This is a genomic window from Fodinibius salsisoli (assembly GCF_026229185.1).
In the GTDB taxonomy this organism is placed as follows: domain Bacteria; phylum Bacteroidota; class Rhodothermia; order Balneolales; family Balneolaceae; genus Fodinibius; species Fodinibius salsisoli.
The window spans coordinates 156,935-181,074 of the sequence record NZ_JAGGJA010000003.1 but is presented as its reverse complement, the minus strand read 5'-3'; the positions used below and the strand labels follow the sequence as shown (position 1 = coordinate 181,074).

Here is a 24,140-nt window from a genome sequence, read left to right as displayed (position 1 = left end):
AAAAATTATAGGAACTTATAAATCGCCCTGGGGTTGAGTTCCTGTCAGTTTGCTGGAAACAGTGGGCTACCAAAAGTTGCTTAACAGATTATAAAGAATAACGAGGGGGCAGATGACCATCACAAATACCCGCCAGGTTTTACCAATCATGGTCTGGCGAAAGTTGGGATTTCCTCGCTCAAGTTCATCAAAAGCCTTTTCGGTTTTCCAGGCATAACCGAGGAAGAGGCAAATCAGGATGCCGCCCAAAGGTAAGCCAACCTGACTAAAGATGAAGTCAAGAGTGCCTATAAGGCTGGTGTCGAAAGAGATAATAAGTGAAATAAGCAGGATGCCGCCTCCAACAAAAAGGGCTGCTTTTTTGCGGGGTATTTGGTGCTCATCAATAGCGTAGGAGACCGGCACTTCAAGCAGTGAGATCGTTGATGTGAGTGCTGCCATCGAAAGCAGGACAAAAAAGGTGATCCCGACAATGGCACCCAGAACCCCTCCGATACCATGGAAGAGGGAGGGGAGTACTTGAAAAATAAGATCTGTACCAGCAATGAATTCCCCATTTTCAAAGATGGCAATACCATTCGCCTGGGCAAGATACATGGCGGGAATAATTAATAGACCTGCTAAAAAGGCCACCATTGTATCCGTAAAAGTAACGAGTGCTGCAGCTTGGGGAACGTTTTCATCACGGCTAAGGTACGAGCCATAGGTGATAAGAGCGCCCATCCCCAGGGAGAGTGAAAAGAATGCCTGCCCCATAGCAGCAAAGATGAGCGGCATATCTATTTTGGAGAAGTCGGGTTGTAGGTAGACGGCCAGACCTTCACTACTGCCCGGCTGCATAACCACGTATATAATTAAAAGGAAGAGGATACCGAAGAGGAGAGGCATCAGCGTTTTGGTGGCTTTTTCTATGCCGTCACTTACCCCGCCCCGGATGATGGAGATAGTACAGCACATAAAAGCAATTGAAAAGATCGCATTCAGCCATCCATTGGAGGTATCGGCAACCCAGCTGGCCCAATCAATCATACCTGCCGCAAAGAACACTTCTTCAAACACATAGCTGAAGGTCCATCCGGCAACAACTGTGTAAAAGGAAAGGATGAAAATACCACACAAAACACCCCACATCCCGATAAGAGGGTAAATTTTGTTAGAACTTAAGGCTTTAAAGGCGCCCACCGGATTCTTTCCGGTCTTACGGCCAATGCTAATTTCAGCCATCATCACAGGGAAGCCGATGAGGAAACAACAGATTAAATAGATAAGTAAAAAGGCCCCACCACCGTTAGATGCAGCCTCTGTAGGAAAACGCCAGATATTGCCTAAGCCCACAGCCGAACCCGCTGCTGCCAATACAAACCCCAATTTTGAATTCCAGTTACCCCGAGATGTAGTTGCTGATGCCGACAAAAATAAACTCCTTTTATTTATTTAAGTAATAATCGTACAAACGTATTTTTCTTAAGATGTAACGACGAAAGAACAGTTACAAAAAGATTTTTTAAAACTTTGTGAAAAATAGTCCTTAAGAAACCATACTCCCGGGTTCGGCATCTGTTTCCACAAACTTCAGAGATCCATCGTCTTCTTCCGACATTAAAATCATGCCATTACTTTCAACGCCCATCAATGCTTTGGGAGCCAGGTTGACAACTACACACACCGACTGATCAATAAGTTCATCCGGAGAGAAATCATTAGCAATACCCGATACAATAGTTCGCTTTTCAAACCCGACGTCGACGGTTAGTTTAAGCAGCTTATCTGCCTTTTCAATGGCGGAGGCTTCGGTAATTTTGCCCGCCCGGATGTCAATCTTCATGAAATCCCCAAACTCAATGTTATCCTTGATCGGTTCGTACTGTTTGTCCATCTCTTCCTGTTGTTGGGTTCGTTCTTTTAGCTTTTCCAGTTGTTCTTCTACCTGTTCGTCTTCTATTTTTGTGAATAAAATCTCACCTTTTTGAATAGGCTGGCCACTGTCAAGCATGGAGCCGCCGATATCTTTCCAGCGGATGGATCCCGTAAAAGACAATTCTTTTCTGAGTTGCGCCATGTTTTCCGGTAATATGGGATCAAAGAGGTGGCTCAGCGCTGCCGTTATCTGTAGGCAGACGTGCAAGGTGTTGCCACAGGTTTCCATATCGTTTTTGCGGCTTTGCCAGGGCTCCATTTCTGTAAAATATTTATTACCGATACGTGCTAAGTTCATGGTCTCGGTAATAGCCTCGCGCAGCTTAAAATGCTCGTAGGCTTCGGCTACTTTTTCTTTCTGTTGTTCAATCTGTGCAAGCGTCTGTTGGTCTTTTTCCGTGGGATTCGTCAAGGACGGAACCTTGCCATCGAAGTATTTATGCGTAAAAGAGGTAGTTCGGAATACAAAGTTGCCCAGAATATCCGCCAGCTCGCTGTTTACTTTGTTCTGGAAATTTTCCCAGGAAAAATCAGAGTCCTTGGTCTCGGGTAAAATCGTTCCCAAGACATAGCGAAGCAGATCCGGCTCAAAATCTTCGAGATAATCCTCCAGCCAAACAGCCCAGCCACGAGAAGTAGAAAGCTTTTTGCTTTCCAGATTCAAGAATTCATTGGCCGGAACATTTTTGGGAAGTACGTAGTCGCCGTGGGCCATAAGCGTAGCGGGGAACATGATGCAGTGGAAGACAATATTGTCTTTACCTATAAAATGGATGAGGTCCGTTTCTTCATCCTGCCAGTAGGTTTTCCATAAATCCGGATCGCCTTCTTGTTGTGCCCATTCCTTCGTTGCAGAGATATATCCAATAGGGGCATCAAACCAGACATAAAGCACTTTGCCATCAGCCTCCTCAAGGGGTACGGGCACCCCCCAGGTTAAATCGCGAGTAACAGCACGGTCAGCGAGTCCATCATTGAGCCAGCTTTTTACCTGACCAGCTACATTCGGTTTCCAATTTTCACGGGTGTCAAGCCAGTCTTCCAACTTCTGTTGAAAGTCGCCCAGCGGCAAGTACCAATGCTTCGTCTTGCGGGTCTCGGGTGTGTCACCGGTGATAGCACTCTTGGGATCAATAAGCTCGGTGGGAGAGAGTGATGTTCCACAGTTTTCACACTGATCGCCATAGGCTTCTTCATACCCGCAATTTGGGCACGTTCCCTTGACATAGCGATCGGGCAAAAACATTTCCGCCTTGGGATCGTAGAGCTGCTCTTCCGTCTTCTGCACGAATACACCATCCTCATACAGCTTCGTAAAAAATTCCTGGGAGGTCTGGTGATGCACAGTTGAGCTTGTGCGACCGTAGTAATCAAAGTTAATGCCAAAATCTTTGAACGCCTGCTTGTTGCGTGTGTGAAAACGATCAACGATATCCTGAGGGTCGACGCCTTCCTTTTCGGCGGCAATAGTAATAGGAACGCCATGCTCGTCAGAACCACAAATATGGATAATGTCCTCCTCGGTCATCCTTTTGTAGCGAACGTAAAGGTCGGAGGGGAGATAAGCTCCCGCCAGGTGACCTAAGTGTATCGGGCCGTTAGCGTAAGGCAATGCAGAAGTAACAAGGGTGCGTTTTGACATGTGACAATTACATTCAGGTTTAATAAGAGATGCTCGAAAATAAGTGTATCCTTCCTAAAATGACAAAAATGCTTTGAGATATTAAGAATACTTTTGATTTTAGGAACAACTCCACTGAAAATCAGGTGAATGATTTAGATTACAAGAGGACTTTGCAAAACTGGGTTTGTCATCCTGAATTCATTTCAGGATCTCCTTCAAAAGACTTCCCAAGAGTATATGATATTCCGAAACCCCGAATGGTCGGGACGCGGCAAGTTCGGAATAACAAAGCCTGCCCCCGACCACTGTCGGGGATGTGATAGTTTTGCAAAGCTCTCTACAAATACTGTTTGGATTATTATGAATACGACTTCTGGTTGCGGGCAAGACCCTTTCAATGGATGGTATCTGCTAAAGAGTGTTTATCCTGCAGGAAAGATTCTTTGGCGTCCTATAGCTTCTTCTCAGAATTTATATGCCATATATTTATCTAGGCTGATTAATAGCTATAACTCTAATATTGTTCTATGGTAGCTTCTAAAATTGCATCAAAAAATCAGGAATGAAGTGATGCCCTCAATTGTTGAACAACTTCATTATTACAAAATTCATAACAACAAAGTTTATTACAACCATGGCAACAAATGTTAATGCATATGCAGCACAATCATCCGATGCCGATCTAAAACCATTTGATATCAAACGGCGTAACCTCACCGCCGATGATGTGCAAATTGAAATAGAATATTGTGGGGTCTGTCATAGTGATATCCACCAAGTAAGAAATGACTGGAAGAATTCCCAATATCCGGTTGTTCCCGGACATGAAATTGTAGGGCGCGTCACCGGAGTGGGAGACGATGTTTCGAATTTCAGTGAAGGTGATCTCGTGGGTGTAGGTTGTATGGTGGATTCCTGTCAAACTTGCCCCGCTTGTGAAAATGATCTGGAACAGTATTGCGAAAATGGAGCCGTCATGACTTATAACGGTCCGGATGAGCACTTGGGCGGACATACCTACGGCGGATACTCCGAAAAGATCGTCGTTGACAAAGAGTTTGTTCTAAGCATCCCTGAAAATATTGATACCAAAGCTACAGCGCCGCTGTTATGTGCCGGCATTACAACGTGGTCTCCACTCAAGCACTGGGATGTTGGCGAAGGGGATAAGGTCGGGGTTATAGGACTCGGCGGCCTGGGGCACATGGGCGTAAAATTTGCAGATGCGCTGGGGGCTGAAGTAGTCATGATTACCCGCTCTCCGGAAAAAGCAGACGATGCTAAACGTTTGGGTGCTGATAAAGTGCTGATTTCTACGGATGAACAACAGATGCAAGAACATGCCGGATCGTTTGACTTCCTGCTCAATACAATTCCCGTTGGCCATGATATTGATCCGTATATTCAGCTACTGGGACTCGATGCGACCATGGTACTTGTAGGTGCTATTGAACCTTTGGACGAGTTTCACGGCGGCGGACTGATCATGGGACGTAAGCGGGTGGCTGGATCCGTGATTGGGGGTATCAAAGAAACACAGGAGATGCTTGACTTCTGCGGAGAGCATGACATAACTTGTGATGTGGAGATGATTGACATCCGGGAAATCAATGAAGCGTACGAGCGGGTTGTAAACTCTGATGTTAAGTATCGCTTCGTTATTGATATGGATTCCTTGAAGAGTTAACTGAATAACCATTAGACGGCTAAACAGGTCGTCTGATGGGTAGGCGATTATTTACCCAATTTAAATAGGGGGCTCAATGCTCCTCGATAGCTTTGAGGACGTCAGATTGAGCGCAACGAGTCCGCCAACCGGCGGAGGAGTGAAGTCGAAATACTCGTCAGATTTTCAAAGTTCATAATTTTAAGCAACAAGAAATTAGTAAACTATGGATATTTCAATCGTAGGCGGACATGGTAGTATTGCCATGCTGCTGCATCCTATATTAACAGAAGAAGGTCACCAAGTTCGCGGACTCATTCGCAAAGAGGAGCAAGCTGAGGATCTAAGGAAAGCCGGTGCGGAACCGGTTATCTGCGATGTTGAGAAACAGGATAACATCGCCGAGGCAGTTGGAGAGGCGGACCTGGTAATTTTTGCAGCGGGAGCCGGCCCCGGCAGTGGAGCCGCCCGCAAATGGACGGTAGACCGCGACGGGGCTATTAAATTGATCGATGCGGCCAAGACGAATGGCATCAATCGATATGTGATGATCAGTGCGATGGGCACTACGGGAGAGATCAGCCATGAGAATGAGGTCTTTGAAACCTACCTGAAAGCCAAGGCCGAAGCGGATGACGCCCTCCGCAACAGCGGACTGGATTATACCATTGTTAAGCCCGGTCGTTTGACCGATGAAGAAGCCACCGGACGCGTTCGGTTAGCGCCGGGAGTACCTCGTGGTGAAATTCCCCGTGCCGACGTGGCAACAGTTTTGGCCGAAGTTATTAACAATCCGGATACATCAGGATTAGAATTCGAAGTAACCAGCGGCGAGCAGCCGATTACTGAAGCCGTAAGGGAAATAGCTTCTTAAGACGGTTAGTTTCTAAATTACCTTCAAAAAAACATCCTCAAAGGTAGCAAAAAGTATTTTCTCATAGCAAAAATCACTTGTTTCATTATTCCTAAACACCTCATCATTGTTACTTTTTCTAACCACTTTTGTGTCGACAAAAGTGGTTAGAAAAAACGACCGGCTGAGTAAATTATCGCTACACTCTCTCCGGTTCTGCTAAAATCATTTAACTCGTCTCTGGCGTTCCTCAAACAGGAAATGATTTTGGACGCTTCACCTTCGTTCGCTTAATTAGCGAAATTTACCTTAGGCCGGATTGTTGAAGGGATTGAATTATATTTAGATAAATTGAATTAGTGATTGAGAGGTGTCATCGGCCTTGAAAAGTCAGGGATCTGCTTGGCTGGAAGCGGTATGGAGGTTTAACCCCGATCTTTCGGGGCTGCTTGAAGCTCCGCAAAGCGGAGCAAGTTAAATTATTTTCCGACATACCGATGTAAGCCGATACCTGAGTTTTTTCAGCCTAGATCTTTTACAAGCCTTTTGGTTCATGCCCCCGTATGGACGGGACACGGCAAAAGGCGAATATAGATATTGATTAAAAAAATACCCACTTTTTGATCACGGCACATCCCTCAGGCGTGGGAAGAAATCCCCACGCTATTCTAAACCGTTGCTACCGTTTGGTAGAATCGGTAGGAACATTATCGGGCAGCGGCTTGCCAAAAATAGGTGTGCCATCTTCCGCCCATCGTAGTACCTGTACTCGTGTATGACGGTTAGGATCATTTAATGGATTTCCGTCAATCTCCTTGTAGCTGCGGGCGTGATAGATAAACAGGTCCGTTGAACCATCCGGGGTAGTGGTAAAGCTGTTGTGGCCAGGACCATAAATCCCATTTTCCGGTGATGATTTAAAGACCGGCTCTTCGGCTTTGGTCCACGACTTGGGATCCAGCAGGTCGGCATCTACATCGGCGGTAAGCAAGCCAACCGCATAGTTGTGATCCGTACCGCTGGCGGAATAAGTCATAAAGATCTTGCCGTCATTTTTGATGACTGCAGCTCCTTCGTTCACTTTAAAGAGCTGTTCTTCCCAGTCATATTCTGGGCGGGTGAGCTCTACCTGGGGCTGTTTAATAGTCCAGGGGTTTTCCATTTCTGCAATATAGAGGGCTGTATTTCCGTCATATTCCGGGGGATGCTGGGCCCAGACCATATAGCGCGTGCCCTGATGCTCGAAGGTGGTAGCATCTAGGGAAAAGGTATCCCATTTGGTCTTGGTCTCGTCCTTTTCAACCCATTCACCGTTCAGGGGATTTTTAGAGTCATTCTCTACCACATACATCCGGATATTCCAGATGTCTTCGGCACCGCCGGCCGCAAAATAGATGTACCACTTGCCATCAATATAATGCAGCTCGGGCGCCCAGATATGTGCGCCCATTGGACCGGTTTCATGCTTGCGCCAGATCACCTTGGGTTCGGCCTCTTTCAGTCCTTCGATGGTTTTCGCCCGACGAAGTTCCAGTCGGTCAAACTCGGGGACGCTGGCAATAAAGTAGTAATACCCATCCGTATGACGATAAACCCAAGGGTCAGCCCGCTGAAGGATCAGTGGATTGGTATAGGAGATCTGCGAAACTATCTGATCTTTAGCGGTAGAATCTGTTGATTCCTGGAGCTGCTGCTCTTCGTTGGGCTTGCTGGAACACATCACCAGGAACAAGAGGGCAAAGACCAAGAGAATTCTTCGACAAAAGGGGATAAAGCTACGGCTAAACATAATGACGGATAATTTGACTATTTAAATAAAAAGGATTGTGTTAATAATAATTGTTTGTAATACACTTAACAAATTTTGGCTACTAACGAGCATGAAATACAATATTGTAAAGCATCATAATTGCTCATACTTTAGCAAAAGACCATTTAACCATAAGTTATATTATAGCTATGAAGCATTTACAACTTCTTGGAGCCTTAGTAATCCTTGGCAGCATGTCAGTACAGGCGCAGGAACATGTCAAAGACTATGTGCAACTTTCTGATCCCGTTGTACAAACCGAAGACTATCGAGTGTTTGGTGATCGTTTTGAATCCGGTGAGTCTGTGGTATCGCTTGATGAATTAATTAGCGCCGATAGCACATTTAATGAGCAAGCTATTACCACGGAGGGAGTAATCAGCCAGGTCTGTAAAAAGAAGGGGTGTTTTTTTATTCTGAATAAAGAAGGGACAGACCGCCATGCACGTATCACGTTTAAAGATTATGGCTTCTTTATCCCCACAAATACCGCTGGATCCAAAGTCAAGCTTAATGGAATATTCCAGGTTAAAGAACTTTCTGAGGAGAAGGCAAAGCACTATGCTAAAGATAGCGGAGATGATCCTGATAAGATAAAGGGACCACAAAAAGAATATTCAGTGGTAGCCACTTCTGTACTTATCTATAAGTAACGACAAAAAAAGTTATGCTTGGATCTGTTATTTCCTGGAAAGTATGCCCTCCACAGTTACAAAGATATTGTGTAAATACTTGCTACGGAGAGGCGACGAAATTATGCATATGAGGGAGAAAAGGAATTGCGAATCGATTATAATTTGCTACCTTGAAAAGGCATGTTTGATGTGCTAACGCAATAAACCGTATAAATGAAATATTTCCTTTCTGCTTTCCTGTTGTTGTTCTTCAACATTAACTCGCAAGGTCAGCCCCCGTCAACCGAGTCTGTAGAAGTGGTAGTAGCGGGACTTTCCCACGATCATGTACACTGGATTTTGGGTCGCGAAGAGAGCGATGCCATTAGCATTGTCGGGATCTATGAACCTGACAAAGAACTTCAGCAGCGGTATGCAAGGCAATACGATCTCGATGAAACACTCTTTTATACCGACCTGGAAGAAGCATTGGACACCTTAAAACCTCAGGCCGTTACGGCTTTTGGACCGGTCTATGACCACTTGTCGGTTGTGGAGGCCAGTGCTCTGAGGGGGATCCATGTGATGGTCGAGAAACCGCTGGCGGTAAGTTGGGATCATGCCCGCAAGATGAAAGCGCTGGCAGATCAACACGATATCCACCTGTTGACCAATTATGAGACCAGCTGGTATTCCAGCAACCACCGGGCGTACGAAATGGTTCATGAAGAGCAGCGGTTTGGAGATCTCAGAAAGATGGTAGTCCACGATGGCCACCAGGGACCCAAAGAGATCGGTGTCAGTGATGAGTTCTTGGAATGGCTACCGGACCCCAAATTAAACGGGGGAGGAGCCCTAATGGATTTTGGCTGCTATGGAGCCAATTTAATAACCTGGCTGATGAAGGGCGAAGAGCCCGTGACCGTTCAGGCCGTCACACAACAGATCAAGCCGGAGACCTATCCTAAGGTTGAGGATGAAGCCACGATTATTCTTACTTATCCGAAAGCACAGGGGATTATCCAGGCCTCCTGGAACTGGCCATACAGCCGGAAGGATATGCAGGTATATGGACAGACTGGTTATGTGTTTGCTGACAACGACCGGGATATCCGTTATATGGAGAAAGGAAAGAGGAGCAAGAAGAAGCTCGAAAGCCGCCCGGGCACCCTTTGACAGCCCATTTCATTATTTTGCTTCGGTTATCCGCGGAGAGATAGAAGTGAAGGATACAGATTTGTCATCCTTAGCCAACAATATGACGGTCATGAAAATACTGGAGGCCGCTAAAATATCAGACCGGACAGGGAAGGCCGTGGATATGGATAGTAACCGTTGGCAATAAAGAGCTTTATCATTGCCCAAAAAATGTGCTTCAATAAAGCAAAAATTGTAGCCCTAAATATCATATCACCAATATTTTTCCAGGAATGCATACAGTGCCACACCAACGGTTACGGAAACATTAAGTGAGTGCTTGTGGCCATACTGGGGGATTTCGACGAAATCATCGATATAAGGGAGGAGATCCTCATCCACGCCGGTAACCTCATTGCCAAAGACCAGGCAAATCTTTTTTTCTGCTGGTATTTGGTAGTCGGGCAATAAAATGCTTCCAGACATCTGTTCAAGTCCAACAAGTCGGTAATTTTCTTCATGAAGAGCATTGATCTGTTGGGTGGGATCTTCAGTATATTTCCACTCCACGTGTTTTTCTGCACCGATGGCGGTCTTTGAAATTTCCGGACGAGGTGGGGTAGGACTATAACCGGATAGCAATATTTTACGGATCCCAAAGGCATCGGCACTGCGAAAAGCCGCACCAACGTTGTGCATGCTCCGCACATTGTGAAGCAAAATGGTTACATTGTCTAAGGCGCCCGGCGTACTGCGTGCTAAATTCTGTTGTAGGATTTCTTTGGTACTTAACTTATCCATAGACAGGGTTGATTCGGTATGGGTTACTTCTTAAATGGAACCAAAGATATAAACTGCTGGAGGATAATGGTAATCGCATTGAACGTTACAGGTTGAAAGTTTCAGGTTTTTAAAAACGGATTACCTTTAACAATCAACATTTAAGGTTATCATTAAAGTCCAAATATGCGATTAACGTTAAACCCAAAACGGAAGTCGCCGGCCCAAAACTGTTCTGTATTATCAGCCATAACGTATTGCTCGAGATGCCAGTCGGTAGAGGTAAAAAAGAGTTGAAAAACATGTCCCCCGGTTTCAATATTCAAACCCATTGAAAAAGCATTTTTTGTGCCTGCCGGTCGATCGCCCAGTACCGGGTAATATTCGGCCATCAGGGCGAACCTCTTTGATAGATGTAGTGAGGTGGCAACTCCAACAGAAAAAAGATCAGTACTGCCGATATCTTCATAGCGGTTAAAATGCCCATACATGGGAGAAAGCTGCAGGCTGAAGGCGTCACTGAATTTACGGGATATGATAGCGGATACCATCGTGCTAAGGTCATCCTCGAAGGATCGCCTGTTTTCCTGTGTAACCACACCTACTCCGCCCTTCAGGGAAATGCTCACCGGCTTTGAGTCGGACGTATTTTGTTGCAGTAAGGCGTATTTGGTTCGCAGGTCGACCACATTCAGCTGGGAAGAGCGCCCGATACCGGCCGACCATCGATCAGTAAGGCCGAAGTCAAGTCCCAATCGAACATTCTGGACGAGATCAAATCCAAAGAAATTGCGTATAGGATTTTCTGTGGCAATGCCGAAACTGTGCATAATGGTGACATTAAGATTGCGGGCCGCCAGATGTTCAGTTGTGGCCTGAGTGACCAGCGTTGGGGTCCAGAAAGCGTCGTCAATAGTTGGGTTGGACTCAGCTCGCTGACGTTCCATTTGAGCTTGCACAATGCCCACTGTTGACAATTGAAATAGGATATATAAAAGAATGATTTTGGTAGTTCGCATATCTTAACGACTTATAGTTGTTTGATTTTCTTTGTTCCATCTTAATGATGGTTACTGTAGGACGGGTTGCCAACCCGTCCAACCGGATTAACAATCCGGCCTACATGGCTGCCCCGGCTGTTTTAGGCATCCACATTTATAACAAATGCGATTTAATCATCATCAATTTGATCCCTCGCAGGTAATGATGCTGTGATGGAAATATCGACTTCTTCGCTGACCCGGTAGAACAGGATACCCGGCGGCTTAATTTTATAGTCGCTCATGTCCAGTGTCCATGAAGCAGTTGCTTCAAGCTCCTTCCCGTTCTTCTGTAGCGTTCCTTCGATGGAAAGAGGATTCGTTACCCCGTGAACACTAAACTTTCCTTCAATCGTTACTTTCTGTGGATCTGAGCGATTGGGATCAAAAGGGGAGGTAACCTTTCCGAAAAATTCCGCAAAGGGATATTCTTCGGCCTCCAGGGTCTCCAGCATATCTTCATCGCGCTTGCTGATGCCGGTTTTAATGGTATGCATATCCACGTAAAAATCTACCGTCGAGTCGGCTAAGCTTATTTTACCAACAAGCTGATCAGAAACGCCTGTAAAGGAATGTAGCGGCACTGAGGAATCAAATTCTACGTGGCCGCTTTTGGTCATGAAAGACTGTGAGAGGCTTTCTTTGGCCATCCCAAGGAAACACAGTCCTGCTGCGAGAAAAATAGTTACCCATCTGTGGGGTAGCGCTCTAGTATCCATAAGATAACATTACTTAATTATTGGGAGCACCGTCAGCAATCCAGTCGCGAATCAAATTTATATCGTCACTTGACAGGGGAGATCCGTCTTTGGGCATACGTTCTCCAAATTCAGGAGAACTGTTAGATATCTTATCGATAATGGGACTATTATCCGGCTCTCCTGCCACAACAATAAGTCCGCCGTACTGCGTGCCCTCGCTTTCCGAGACATTGGCATAGCTGTCGAGTCTTACTCCACTTTCCCGGTTCCCGATATGGCAGCCACTGCCGCCACAACTGGAGGTTAATATTTGTTGTACATTGGAAAAGGTCGGTTCGGTGGGCTCACCGTTACCATTCCCATTACCGTTGCCATTTCCATTACCACCATTGCCAGGTCCCGTACTGCTGCCGCCGCAACCTGCCATCAGTAGTCCAAAGGAGCATAAAAGTACACCAATAAGGTTTCGTATATTCATATCTGCAGGTGTTTTAATCATGGCTGTATGTATTTTGTTGTTGAGGTTATTTCAGAGACCTTTTACAAAGCCTCTTTAGTAGTCGGGATCATTGGTATCGTCATTATTATTATTGTCAGAGTTGTAGCCGGGGGCGGCTTCCATACCGATTTGTACTACAGGCCATATTCCTGGCTGGGGGAAGCTAACACCCCTGGTATTTCCGCGTTGCATCTCATCTTGTCCGAAGTAGTAGAGCGGCCAGCCTTTGTAGGTGAGCTGTTGGCGTCCATAGACATCGATAGTACTGAAGTGTGAGGCATCAAGGTTACTGGGGATATTATCAAGCTCCATTTCAACAATAGGCCATACTCCGTTATTGCTAAAATCTTCCGCCGTAAAATTATTAGTATTGGCAGAATCGTTAACGAAAGTGTAGAGCGTTCTTCCCTGGATATCTACAATATGATTGGTCATTTCATCACCTTCTACATAGCTTCCGCTGTCATCGACCCGATAATTAACTCCATCTTCGCCGACCAGTTGCTGCGAAGCCATCATCAGCGAATAGTCAGGCTTAACCACATACCATACATTATTAACCCCATCACCATTGATGGAGCCGGGCTGCCCGTCACCCGAAAAGTAATACAGGGGCCATCCTGCAAAGGTCGTTTGGCTGCTGCCGTCCGATCGGGTGATGGTGCCAAAATTTTGTGCGTCAAGTCCCTCTCCAAGCTGTGGGTTTTCTGTATGGAAAACCGGCCAGCTGGCAACACAGTCTCCTTCGCACAGACTTTCCCCCTTGACATCGAGGGTAAACACGTATAGTGCGTTTCCTTCACCATCGGTCAGTATGTCACCGTGAGAAGAAGTGGAGGAAACCTGTACATCAAATTCGCCTGAGGGATCGGGATCTGTGCTATTGTCTCCACATCCGGCGCCTATAGCGGCAACGAGGACGAAAAAAGCGGTTGTTCTTGCAAACCAGAAATATTTTATGTTACGGATAGTCATGGCAGTATGAGTTAGGGCTTAATATTATGGATGTAGCATGCACTCATGTTATTCAGGATTAGTAGAGATTGTAGTTGAAGGAGATAAAGCTACCCAGGGAATACAGCTTTACATTGCCCCAGCCCACCTCTCGTATGGGGAGCTTCAGGAACGGCTCCACGCGCAGGCTGAATCGATTATTAAGGTCATATTCATAGCCTATAGACAGATTGATGTTGCTGCTCCAGTGTCGGGTCCCGGTTTTACCATACCAGCCTTTGGCCTGGTCATTACCCGCCGAAGCATATTCAAATTTATAGTCCTCGCTGAGCATGATATAGGAGCTGACCCCGGCCGTAGCAAAGATCCTTGATTGATCAAAGTGGGCCCAGTCATATTTTATGCTTAAAGGGATATCAATGATGGCACATTCTGCTATGGTTTTAAGGGGGGAATCACCATATCCTAAGAAACTTTGGGGAGGGTGGTAATCATTGCTTCCGGCAACGTACCTGCTGACCGAACGTATGAAACCCGCCTGTATGCTAAAATTTGGGCTCAGCCGGTATGCGATGTTAAGACCCAAACTATAACCCGGAGAATGAAAATCAGAGAGCGAACCGGCCGTGCTTAGATCTGGTCCGGCTAAAAATCCTACAGAAAGCTTCGACCTGTTAGCCCATGAGGGATCACTAAGCGCTGTTTGAGTACGGGCGGTAGATTCTTCCTGGTTTCCCTTTTCTACTGCTGTTAAGTAAGGAGAGGGCGACGTGCCCGTTACTTGGCCTTGGTTGAGAGCAGTTGAAGGAGAAGATGGCTGTAGCTCGGCCATGTCTCCCAATTGGCAGTCGCCACAGGGTAGGTCATAAGCGGTCTTTTGAACGGCATCCGCAGAAACAATAAAATCAGCTGATTGGAAGGATTGTCCCCGATTTTCCTCACGGCTGTGTCTATTGGATTCGGTGGAGGCAATATCACTATCCGGGTCCAACTCACCGGCAGGAGTGGATGGGGATGATGAGCGGTTATTCTCAGTACTTTGTCCGCCATCGGGCTGTGTAGATGGAGTGTTAGATTGATCATTCGGGGAGTTCTGGGTAAACTCTTGTTCCTGAAGTTGCTGATGCAGTCGTTCTATCTTCTGAGAATTCTGATAAATGGCATAACCAAGGAATGAAAAAAGCAAGAGCACGGCGGCGGCAATAAACCAGCGCTTGCGTCGGTTAGCAATCATCTGGTCCTGCTCGTCCAGTCGTTTTTCAAGCTTGAGCCAGTCTTTTTCCTGGTAGGAAATATCGTATTCTTCTGCCTTCTTCTGGAAGAGGCGTTCAATGGGATCTTTGTTGTTGCGGGAATCCATAATAGGAGATCAAATAAAGTTTTTTTCTAAAATAGACTGCAAATTTCGTTTCGCTTTGGACAGGTTAGACTTGGACGTACCTATAGAAATGTCCAGCATCTTTGCTATTTCCTTGTGTTTAAATCCTTCAATAACGTAGAGGTTAAAGACCGTGCGGTAAGCGGGAGAAAGCTGCTGTACCATATCGATAATTTCATCATAGGAAATGCCACTTATGATCGTTTCTCGGCTGTTAAGTTCATCTTCTACCTTATCCAAGGCTTCAGACCGCCGTTCATTTTGATTGCGATGAAAATGATTGATGGCCGTATTCACAATGATCTGTCGCAACCAAGGTTTAAAGGGCCGAGAATCATCAAAAGTGCTTATGTTGGTGAAAACTTTCATAAACGCGTCGTTTAAAATTGCTACGGCCTGTTCTCGGGATTCGGCATAGCGTAGTGTGATGCTCATGCCATAGGCATAAAACATTTGATAAAGCTCTTTTTGACTTTCCCTTTGCCTGTTACGGCACCCCTCAATAATTTTCTGAATCAAAGCTGTATCTGTTTCCTAAATAATAATTTATCACAGTTGGAACATTTCCCTTCTATATAACTATACAAGACTTTTCACCAAATGGTTGCTTATAGTTTCGAATAAATTTTATTTTCTGCTAATCCTTGATCAGTACCTTCTTAGCGTATGCAGGAACTCATTTCCAAATAGAGTTTTCCTTAGGTTTGATCGAAGTGGGAAAACAAATTTATATTTGGTAACAGAACGATAATCATGCTATTTTAGGTAAATATAAAGCAATGTCAGCCTAACGCTGGCATTTGTTATTTTATAGGCTAAATATATTTCGAATTAAAGCTGTGAATGTCGTGGAAAAGAATTATTTATCACGTGAAGGATTTGAAAAGCTAGAGGCAGAGCTTAAAGATTTAAAAGGCCGGGGACGTAAGGAAATTGCAGAAGAAATTGCAGAAGCCCGGGCCAAAGGCGATTTAAGTGAAAATGCGGAATATGACGCCGCAAAAGAAGCACAGGGAATGCTTGAAAAACGAATCGCTGAACTGGAAAATGCCCTGGCTAACGCCCGTATTCTGGATGAAGAAGATGTCAATACGGATAAAGCGTACTTACTTTCTACCGTCACGATCTATAATCACAATGTAGATAAAGAAGTAAAATACACCTTGGTTTCTAAAGACGAAGCCAACTTTAAAGAGAATAAAATTTCGGTGGAATCTCCCATAGGTAAAGCTATACTGGGCTCAGAAAAAGATGAAATTGTAGAAGTGGAAGTGCCGGCCGGTAAATTAAAACTTGAAGTCAAAAACATTGAGCGATAAATGAAGATAGCAGTCATAGGCACCGGGTATGTAGGCTTGGTAAGTGGTACCTGTTTTGCCGATTCAGGAAATTATGTAACCTGTGTAGACATTGATGAGCAAAAAGTTGAACAGCTCCGCGACGGAGAGGTGCCGATATATGAGCCGGGATTAGAGGCTATCTTTTCCCGGGGCATTCGTGAGGGACGGCTCACATTTACCACGAAGATGAAGAAGGCCGTGAAAGAAGCTGATATTGTTTTTTTGTGTTTACCCACGCCACCCGGTGGCGATGGGCAGGCGGATTTGTCCGCCGTTATGAAGGTTGCCGGCCAACTCGGTTCACTGCTTGAGGACTACACAGTGATCGTCAACAAATCTACCGTGCCGGTAGGTACGGGGGATCGGGTTCATGAGGCCGTAGCGGATAACGCCGACGAGCAGCTCTTTGATGTGGTCTCTAACCCGGAATTTTTGCGCGAAGGGGCTGCCGTAGACGATTTTATGTATCCTGAGCGGGTGGTGATTGGTACCGAATCTGAGCGTGCTGCTGAAATTATGACGACTCTTTATGAGCCCTTTGTACGTTCGGGCAATCCTATCATCGTGATGGATCGGCGTAGCTCAGAGCTGACCAAGTATGCCGCCAATGCTATGCTGGCTACCAAGATTACGTTTATGAACGAAATCGCCAATATTTGCGAGCGGGTTGGGGCTAATGTAGACAATGTGCGCCGCGGGGTTGGAACCGACTCTCGCATCGGCAAGCGGTTCCTGTTTGCCGGTATTGGCTACGGGGGCAGTTGCTTTCCCAAAGACGTGCAGGCCATCCACTATACCGCCGGTCAGAATGGATATGATTTTAAAATCTTGGATTCGGTCATGAAAGTGAATGAAGCCCAGAAAGTGTCCATCGTCGACAAGATGGAGAAGTATTATGGCACCGACGATTTTGAAGGCAAAACGTTCGGTATGTGGGGGCTGAGCTTTAAGCCGGAAACCGATGACATCCGGGAAGCCCCGGCTCTGTATATTGCAGAGGAGTTGGTTAAGCGGGGTGCTAAGCTCATTGGTTACGACCCCGAAGCTATTGGTACCTTCCGGCAGGCCACCAGTCAGGCGGTACTGGATAAGATGGAGTTTGTGCATGACCAACAGGATGCCCTCGAAGATATTGATGCCCTCATTATTTGTACCGAGTGGAATGAGTTTCGTCGTCCAACGGTTGACCGGTTTCAGGACCACATGAAACAGCCTGTAATTTTTGACGGCCGGAATCTGTATGATCTGGATCGGGCCCGTAAAGCCGGTATTACTTATATCAGTGTGGGGCGACCAGCAGTGAATGTCCCTGAACTTAAGGCAAAAGCTGCGGAATAGGTGTTTAAAAAGGAAATAAGGATATAAGTTATGGAATTGATACCCTTATATCCCAATACCTTTACCTAAACTTTTGTGGCTCGTTGTGTAGAATATCTCTAAGCAATTAACAAGTAATATCATCAGGTAACCGAAACTAATTTCAATCAACGTGAGTAGTAAAAAACGAGTACTCATTACAGGCGGCGCCGGATTTTTGGGTTCGCATTTGTGCGATCGATACCTTTCGGAAGGATATGAAGTGATCTGTATGGATAACCTCATTACCGGGGATGCCGATAATATTGCCCATCTTATAGGTAATGATGATTTTAGCTTCATTGATCATGATGTAACTAACTATATCCATGTAAGCGGGGACCTGGACCTGATTTTACACTTTGCTTCCCCAGCCTCGCCCATTGACTACCTGGAAATGCCCATCCAGACCCTGAAGGTGGGTTCTCTTGGAACCCATAAAGCGCTCGGGCTGGCCAAAGCCAAAGGCGCGCGATTCCTGCTGGCTTCTACGAGCGAGGTCTATGGCGATCCCCAGGTTCATCCACAGCAAGAAAATTACTGGGGTAATGTTAACCCGATAGGAGATCGCGGAGTCTATGATGAAGCCAAACGATTTGCCGAAGCTATGGCTATGGCCTATCATCGGTATCATGGGGTGGAAACACGTATTGTTCGGATCTTTAATACTTATGGCTCCCGCATGCGTATCCATGACGGACGGGCCTTGCCGACCTTTATGCGGCAGGCCCTTAACGGGAACCCGTTGACGGTCTATGGAGACGGATCGCAGACACGCTCCTTTACCTACGTTGATGATTTAGTGGAAGGCATTTGGAGGCTGTCTCAAAGCGACTATACGGATCCAGTGAACATAGGAAATCCGCAGGAAGTGACGATCCTGGACTTTGCTAAGGAGATCATTGAATTGACGGGCTCCAACAGCACCATTACGTTTGAGGAACTTCCCAAAGATGACCCGCAGGTGCGGCAACCGGATATTAGCCGGGCCAGGGAAGTGCTCGACTGGGAGCCAACCTTCAACCGAAAAGAAGGACTTTCCAAAACGCTGGATTACTTCAAGAAGAAGGTGTTAGATCAATAAAATTCCCTTACATTATGGATCGCCTTGTAGATGTCTATCCGTATAGAAGGAGGCAATCACAAATTGAGGTCCTCTTACTAAAACGGTCGACTGATGTTATTTATACCGGGCAGTGGCGTATGGTTGGCGGCAAAGTTGGTAAAGATGAAAAGGCATACAATGCAGGGCTTCGTGAACTTGATGAAGAAACGACCCTTCATCCCAAGTTGTTCTGGGTTCTTCCTTCGGTCAACCAGTTTTATGATCCCAAGGTAGATAGCATACGCCAAATACCGGCCTTTGCAGCAGAAGTACAGCCGGAGGCTTCTATTGTGTTAAACCATGAGCATTCAGCTTACAAATGGGTTCCTCAAGATGAAGTATCTACATACATCCATTGGCCGGAACAACGGCGACTCATAAACCTGTTAATTTCGATTGTTACCCATAATCAACTGATAGACGAGTGGATTTTAGAGCTTTAAAGAAGATCAAAATTGGATTTATTCTGGCTATCTTACTTTTTGCGGGGAATATCCCAAAGAGTATAGCCCAGTTTGGTGACAGCTATGAACTCACCCCGGCTCCGGATCTCTGGTATAATAGTGTGGATGGCATTCGTATCGGTGTTCGGCTCAAGGGCAGTACCCCGGACTCTTTTGGGGATGGTCCTCACCGTCTTAATACGGGAGTTTGGCTGGGGACGAAATTTCCAGAACATCCTGTTTCTTATTATTTTTCGTTTACGGAACCGATACCTTCGTTGTCAGATTTTGGCAGCGAAGCTAACATAAGTCTGGAAAGTTCATTTCGCACCGGTTTTCAGTTTCATGGCCTTACCTTTAGCAAGCGCTGGCAGCCTGGTTTTGATGAGCTAAACTTTACGGAATTATCAGTAGGGGCGCGGGCCGAGCATCGTTTTGACGAGGATTACCTGCTGTATAATCAGCTGTGGCAGGATGATTGGTTGTATCCTGTATCGGCTGAATTACTCAGTACGAACACCAACGGGGCAGGACGGTACGCAATCTTGGTATCTGCGGATGCCAATATCGCGGGCTCATATCCCGGTTTCTTTCGTGCAGAAATCGCATTCAATCAAAATATTCCCTTATCTGATTATTTTAAGCTCTCTGGTCGATTGTACACCGGTTTTGCTACAGATAAAACGGCTCCGGAATATCTTTTTTCTCATAGTTTTAATTCAGCTCGGGGCTGGATGGACCATGGCTTAACAAGAGCTCGTGGTACTATTTCGCCAACGCTTATGGAGTCCGGGAGTATACAGATAACGGGAGGTCCAGGGTTAAGGGGGTACCTGCATCAGGATACTGAAGTATTAAATAGCGGTTTGGCACCTCTATATACTTCACTTTCAGCGGTGAATGTGGAACTTGATTATCCAAATCCATTGGATCGAGCATTCAAAAACGTGCCTATTGTGGGAAAATTTACGAGCTTAAGATCCTATATTTTCTTTGATGGGGGCACCTCCTTAGGAGTTACGGATATTGAAGAGCCGCGCTTGCTCACTGATGCCGGTCCTGGATTTATGCTGTCCGTTAATATTCCGGATTATCTTGGTAAATCACGCGGACTGATGCTGCGGTATGATCTACCACTTTGGTTATCACACCCCGGAGAAGAGGATCATTTTAAATTTCGACATGTTATCGGAATAGGAGCCATAATTTCTTTATAAATTTACACTGTGAGCAGGGTTGCCAACATATCATTTTTGCTAATAGTACTGATATCTTCTGTATCCTGCACTAATGGTAGATGGGTCGTAAAAGATCAGAAGGCTGTTGATCGATCAGACTATAAGGTATTGGAAGAGAAGCATTTTCTGACCATTGCCGATACGTTGACGCCTGAAGAACCTACCATAGAGCTCAATGTGTTTGCCCGTATAACTCGCAGTTACCAACAAAAAATGCTTGTTCAGCGCAGTATTCAGGAGTATAAGTTACGTCCTGGGTTCGTAACATTGGGTCTTGCCGGGGCTGCCGCTGCTTTTTATGCGGCTAACTCCAGCCGATATGATTTAGGTTCCACTCAATCTCTAACCCTTAATATTGTGGGCGCTCTGCTAGGTGCATCCGGCTTTCTAAATTTAAAACCAACCGGGGAGCCCCAATCCGTTGGTGAAGAACGCTACCTTGATAATACCGGCGAACTGATGGTGACAGATACGGTTGATGTTCAGACCAATTTGGTATTGCCAGTAGATTTTATGGTTACCTATCGTGGGCAAACCTTGCTTCAGGATAGCCTAAGCAACATTTCCAGGGGGGGTATTCAGCTGCCACTGGCAGCAAGCTTTAACGACCTGCAGTTAACGGGGGAAGGGTTAGGTAGTTTTAACCTGTCGGTTCACTTTAACGATTCTACCTATCAGCGCACCTATCCCGTTTCGGATGTTTTAGAGCCTTATGCCCAGATCAAAGCCGAATATGCAGAGCTGCGTAGCACACCTGACATTAATCCCGAGAATGTATTGGCTGATCTGGCCCGTGGTAGCCAAATAAAAGTTATATCTTCGTTTAATGACGATTGGTATAAGGTGAGGTACGGTAATTTTGAAAATTATATTTCAAAGGATGAAGCCGCGCTCATATGGCGTTCTTCCGAAATGAATTCAAATGAACAGATCGTTAGTGTTCCACGAATACCTTTTGGCAAGATTGATGTTGAGAGTAATATCCCAAAGTTGCGGCCCTCAACCCCCAATGTAAAGGCGCTTGTTATTACTAACGAAAACTATTCTGAGTCACTGCCCGAACGGAGGTATACCCATCGGGATGGGGAGTTAATAGTCGCATACCTGGAGAAGGGATTGGGATATGCCCAGAAAAATATCCATCAACTAACAGATGTTCAGGCCCCCCGGGAAGTTTATTCTGCGATACAAGAAATTAAGGCAACGGCCAATGACAGTACCGAATTTTTCATTTTTGCCGGTGGATTTGGACGCATTGAAAAGGGAGGGGACCTCTTTCTGCAATCGGTGTCCCTTGATGATACTTCTGGTGCAACGGATATCCCCCTGGGGACCCTTTTCAGCCAAATAAGTGCAATCCCATCCCAAAAGACAATTGTAGTTGCAGATATTGATTTTAGTCACAGTCAGTCACAGTCAGTGTCTGGAGATAACCAGGCTACGTTGATGCGACCCTATGCTGAGACCTTGACAGAAACTTCTAACTCCACCTTGATTATGGGAAGCCTAGTAGGGGAACCATCAAGACTTTATCAATCATCTCGAGGAGAGGACAAGAAACACCATATTTTTCCTTACCTGTTTGCCAAGGCTTTGCAACAACGATTTACCAACTTAAATAAGATTTATGATTTTCTTGAACGAGATATATCCTACACTTCACGAAGGCTGCATGACCGGGCACAAACGCCGATAATTTTTGGAGATCAATATTATTCATTTACTAATTGAACAATCAGTAGGCATTTACTTCTGACAACTGACAACTATTGAGGTACTGTGAACAATTTTGCAAACTATAATTCAATTCATCCGTATAATCTGTCCACGAGCTACTTAACCGGGCTGATTTGACGAGGTCATTATGTCAAAAGGGTGCATAGTAAGCGAAGTAATGCATGAAATAGATAACCAAACTTTATCTGATTCATAATCTCTTTCGATTGGTTCATCTCCTAATGTTTGGACATTTTACTAGCGACAGTCACAGGGACTTCACAAGGGTTAAATAACTCCTTATTAAAATTTAGGTTAGACCGAATTATCCTTATATTCCCTGTTTAAGCATAAAGAAATAAACAACAGCTGAAACAGCATTGAATTGTTAGCATAAATTATGCTGAAGGCAAATAGAACGAATAATTTCGTTCTGATGTTTAACTATGATAATCAAAACATCTTAAAATTATCCCAGTTATCAACTTATGAGTGAAACTGAAGCACTTGAATCTATGGTTGGTGGTGAGTATAAGTATGGTTTTACCACCGACGTAGAATATGAAGATTTTCCTACCGGTATCAACGAGGATATTATCCGCGAGATATCACGGCGTAAGAATGAGCCGGAATGGGTAACAGAGTTCCGTTTGGAGGCCTTTGAGAAATGGAAGCAAATGGAAGAGCCAGACTGGCCTAATGTTGAGTATGAAACACCTGATTTTGACAAGGTGCAATATTACTCTGCCACAAAGAAGAAAAATAAAAATAAGCCGGAAAGCCTGGATGATGTAGATCCGGAAATTATTGAGACGTACAAGAAACTGGGAATTCCACTGGAAGAGCAAAAACAACTGCAGGGTATTGCAGTAGATGCCGTTTTTGACAGTGAATCCATCTTCACTACTTTCAAAGAAAAGCTGGCTGAAGCTGGTGTAATCTTCTGTTCTATTTCAGAAGCTATTCAGGATCATCCAGAGTTAGTTAAGGAGTATTTGGGATCCGTGGTACCCAAGGGTGATAACTTTTATGCAGCCCTCAATTCTGCGGTCTTTTCCGATGGCTCTTTTGTCTATGTTCCCAAAGATACGGTCTGCCCAATGGAACTTTCGACTTACTTCCGTATCAATAATATGCAGTCGGGACAGTTTGAACGAACATTGATTATTTGTGAGGATAACAGCCAGGTAAGCTATTTGGAAGGCTGTACCGCTCCTATGTTCCAGGAAAACCAACTGCATGCTGCTGTTGTAGAGTTGGTAGCCTTAGAGAATGCTGAAATTAAGTACTCAACCATCCAGAACTGGTACTCCGGTGATGAGGAGGGACAAGGTGGTATTTTTAATTTTGTAACCAAACGTGGACATTGTCGCGGAGATAATTCCAAAATTTCATGGACCCAGGTTGAAACGGGTTCTGCTATTACATGGAAATACCCCAGCGTAATTATGCAGGGCGATGGTTCTATCGGAGAGTTTTTCTCCGTAGCAGTAACCAACAACCGCCAACAGGCGGATACCGGCACAAAGATGATTCATGTCGGTAAAAACACCAAGAGTACGATTATCTCGAAAGGTATTTCGGCCGGTAAGTCTAACAACAGCTATCGCGGGCAAGTGAAAATCAGTCCCCGTGCCGACGGAGCCCAGAATTATTCGGTTTGCGACTCCATGCTGATTGGACAAACCTGTGGGGCCCATACGTTCCCCTATATTGAGTCGGCTAATCCAACGGCCAAAGTAGAACATGAGGCCAGTACGAGCCGTGTGGGTGAAGACCAGATCTTTTACCTGCAGCAACGTGGTATGGACGAAGACGATGCGATCTCGCTTATCGTCAATGGTTTCTGTAAAGAAGTGCTGAAAGAGCTGCCTATGGAGTTTGCTGTTGAAGCCGATAAGTTGTTGGGCATTAAGTTAGAAGGTAGTGTGGGATAACCGCTGCATATCGACGATTTAAACTATTAAAT

21 protein-coding genes are annotated in these 24,140 nt (G+C 45.3%); 11 read left to right on the top strand and 10 right to left on the bottom strand.

From position 1 onward, the window contains the following. Nucleotides 1–66: 66 nt before the first annotated feature. Complete coding sequence (locus J6I44_RS05750) at nt 67–1,413, bottom strand: sodium-dependent transporter (RefSeq protein ID WP_265765053.1); 1,347 nt, start codon at nt 1,411–1,413, stop codon at nt 67–69. A 115-nt stretch (nt 1,414–1,528) separates the two neighbouring features. After that, nucleotides 1,529–3,559, bottom strand: coding sequence for a methionine--tRNA ligase (gene metG, locus J6I44_RS05745; RefSeq protein ID WP_265765052.1), 2,031 nt, complete (start codon nt 3,557–3,559; stop codon nt 1,529–1,531). Between the two features lie 616 nt (nt 3,560–4,175). On the opposite strand from metG, the gene J6I44_RS05740 reads away from it, so the two are divergent. Both J6I44_RS05740 and J6I44_RS05735 read left to right on the top strand, forming a co-directional pair. Continuing rightward, nucleotides 4,176–5,228, top strand: coding sequence for an NAD(P)-dependent alcohol dehydrogenase (locus tag J6I44_RS05740; RefSeq protein ID WP_265765051.1), 1,053 nt, complete (start codon nt 4,176–4,178; stop codon nt 5,226–5,228). Between the two features lie 205 nt (nt 5,229–5,433). After that, complete coding sequence (locus J6I44_RS05735) at nt 5,434–6,081, top strand: SDR family oxidoreductase (RefSeq protein ID WP_265765050.1); 648 nt, start codon at nt 5,434–5,436, stop codon at nt 6,079–6,081. 658 nt (nt 6,082–6,739) lie between these two features. Here J6I44_RS05735 and J6I44_RS05730 read toward each other — a convergent pair. Beyond that, complete coding sequence (locus J6I44_RS05730) at nt 6,740–7,849, bottom strand: glycoside hydrolase family 43 protein (protein ID WP_265765049.1); 1,110 nt, start codon at nt 7,847–7,849, stop codon at nt 6,740–6,742. A 170-nt stretch (nt 7,850–8,019) separates the two neighbouring features. Here J6I44_RS05730 and J6I44_RS05725 point away from each other — a divergent pair, with 170 nt between their 5' ends. Both J6I44_RS05725 and J6I44_RS05720 read left to right on the top strand, forming a co-directional pair. Further along, nucleotides 8,020–8,523 carry a DUF4920 domain-containing protein gene (locus J6I44_RS05725; protein WP_265765048.1) on the top strand — a complete coding sequence of 168 codons (504 nt, stop codon included), beginning with the start codon at nt 8,020–8,022 and terminating at the stop codon, nt 8,521–8,523. 195 nt (nt 8,524–8,718) lie between these two features. After that, the gene (locus J6I44_RS05720; RefSeq protein ID WP_265765047.1) at nt 8,719–9,660 is read left to right on the top strand and encodes a Gfo/Idh/MocA family protein; all 942 of its coding nucleotides are present in this window, start codon (nt 8,719–8,721) and stop codon (nt 9,658–9,660) included. A 234-nt stretch (nt 9,661–9,894) separates the two neighbouring features. On the opposite strand, the gene J6I44_RS05715 is transcribed toward J6I44_RS05720, so the two are convergent. The 7 genes from J6I44_RS05715 to J6I44_RS05685 form a co-directional block, all read right to left on the bottom strand. Next, the gene (locus tag J6I44_RS05715; protein ID WP_265765046.1) at nt 9,895–10,422 is read right to left on the bottom strand and encodes an RNA methyltransferase; all 528 of its coding nucleotides are present in this window, start codon (nt 10,420–10,422) and stop codon (nt 9,895–9,897) included. 152 nt (nt 10,423–10,574) lie between these two features. Then, on the bottom strand, nt 10,575–11,420 hold the full coding sequence (locus J6I44_RS05710) for a DUF5777 family beta-barrel protein (protein WP_265765045.1): 846 nt from the start codon (nt 11,418–11,420) through the stop codon (nt 10,575–10,577). A gap of 152 nt (nt 11,421–11,572) precedes the next feature. Then, nucleotides 11,573–12,160 carry a YceI family protein gene (locus J6I44_RS05705; RefSeq protein WP_265765044.1) on the bottom strand — a complete coding sequence of 196 codons (588 nt, stop codon included), beginning with the start codon at nt 12,158–12,160 and terminating at the stop codon, nt 11,573–11,575. A 13-nt stretch (nt 12,161–12,173) separates the two neighbouring features. Then, complete coding sequence (locus tag J6I44_RS05700; protein ID WP_265765043.1) at nt 12,174–12,620, bottom strand: c-type cytochrome domain-containing protein; 447 nt, start codon at nt 12,618–12,620, stop codon at nt 12,174–12,176. A gap of 75 nt (nt 12,621–12,695) precedes the next feature. After that, nucleotides 12,696–13,616, bottom strand: coding sequence for a hypothetical protein (locus tag J6I44_RS05695; RefSeq protein ID WP_265765042.1), 921 nt, complete (start codon nt 13,614–13,616; stop codon nt 12,696–12,698). A gap of 58 nt (nt 13,617–13,674) precedes the next feature. Next, a complete protein-coding gene (locus J6I44_RS05690) occupies nt 13,675–14,955 on the bottom strand; it encodes an outer membrane beta-barrel protein (RefSeq protein ID WP_265765041.1) in 1,281 nt (426 codons plus the stop codon). Between the two features lie 9 nt (nt 14,956–14,964). Further along, complete coding sequence (locus tag J6I44_RS05685) at nt 14,965–15,492, bottom strand: RNA polymerase sigma factor (RefSeq protein WP_265765040.1); 528 nt, start codon at nt 15,490–15,492, stop codon at nt 14,965–14,967. A gap of 329 nt (nt 15,493–15,821) precedes the next feature. Between J6I44_RS05685 and greA the strand changes: the two genes are divergently transcribed. The 7 genes from greA (at nt 15,822) to sufB (ending at nt 24,108) form a co-directional block, all read left to right on the top strand. Next, a complete protein-coding gene (greA, locus tag J6I44_RS05680; protein ID WP_265765039.1) occupies nt 15,822–16,292 on the top strand; it encodes a transcription elongation factor GreA in 471 nt (156 codons plus the stop codon). Beyond that, a complete protein-coding gene (locus J6I44_RS05675) occupies nt 16,293–17,651 on the top strand; it encodes a UDP-glucose dehydrogenase family protein (RefSeq protein ID WP_265765038.1) in 1,359 nt (452 codons plus the stop codon). It abuts the gene before it with no gap. Between the two features lie 151 nt (nt 17,652–17,802). Beyond that, on the top strand, nt 17,803–18,753 hold the full coding sequence (locus tag J6I44_RS05670; RefSeq protein ID WP_265765037.1) for a UDP-glucuronic acid decarboxylase family protein: 951 nt from the start codon (nt 17,803–17,805) through the stop codon (nt 18,751–18,753). Between the two features lie 14 nt (nt 18,754–18,767). Beyond that, nucleotides 18,768–19,217 (top strand): NUDIX domain-containing protein, encoded by a 450-nt coding sequence (locus J6I44_RS05665; RefSeq protein ID WP_265765036.1) that lies wholly within the window; start codon nt 18,768–18,770, stop codon nt 19,215–19,217. Beyond that, on the top strand, nt 19,199–20,434 hold the full coding sequence (locus J6I44_RS05660) for a BamA/TamA family outer membrane protein (protein WP_265765035.1): 1,236 nt from the start codon (nt 19,199–19,201) through the stop codon (nt 20,432–20,434). Before J6I44_RS05665 ends, J6I44_RS05660 begins: the two co-directional genes overlap by 19 nt. A 36-nt stretch (nt 20,435–20,470) precedes the next feature. Next, a complete protein-coding gene (locus J6I44_RS05655; RefSeq protein WP_265765034.1) occupies nt 20,471–22,186 on the top strand; it encodes a caspase family protein in 1,716 nt (571 codons plus the stop codon). A gap of 473 nt (nt 22,187–22,659) precedes the next feature. Next, the gene (sufB, locus tag J6I44_RS05650) at nt 22,660–24,108 is read left to right on the top strand and encodes a Fe-S cluster assembly protein SufB (protein WP_265765033.1); all 1,449 of its coding nucleotides are present in this window, start codon (nt 22,660–22,662) and stop codon (nt 24,106–24,108) included. Nucleotides 24,109–24,140 lie beyond the last annotated feature (32 nt).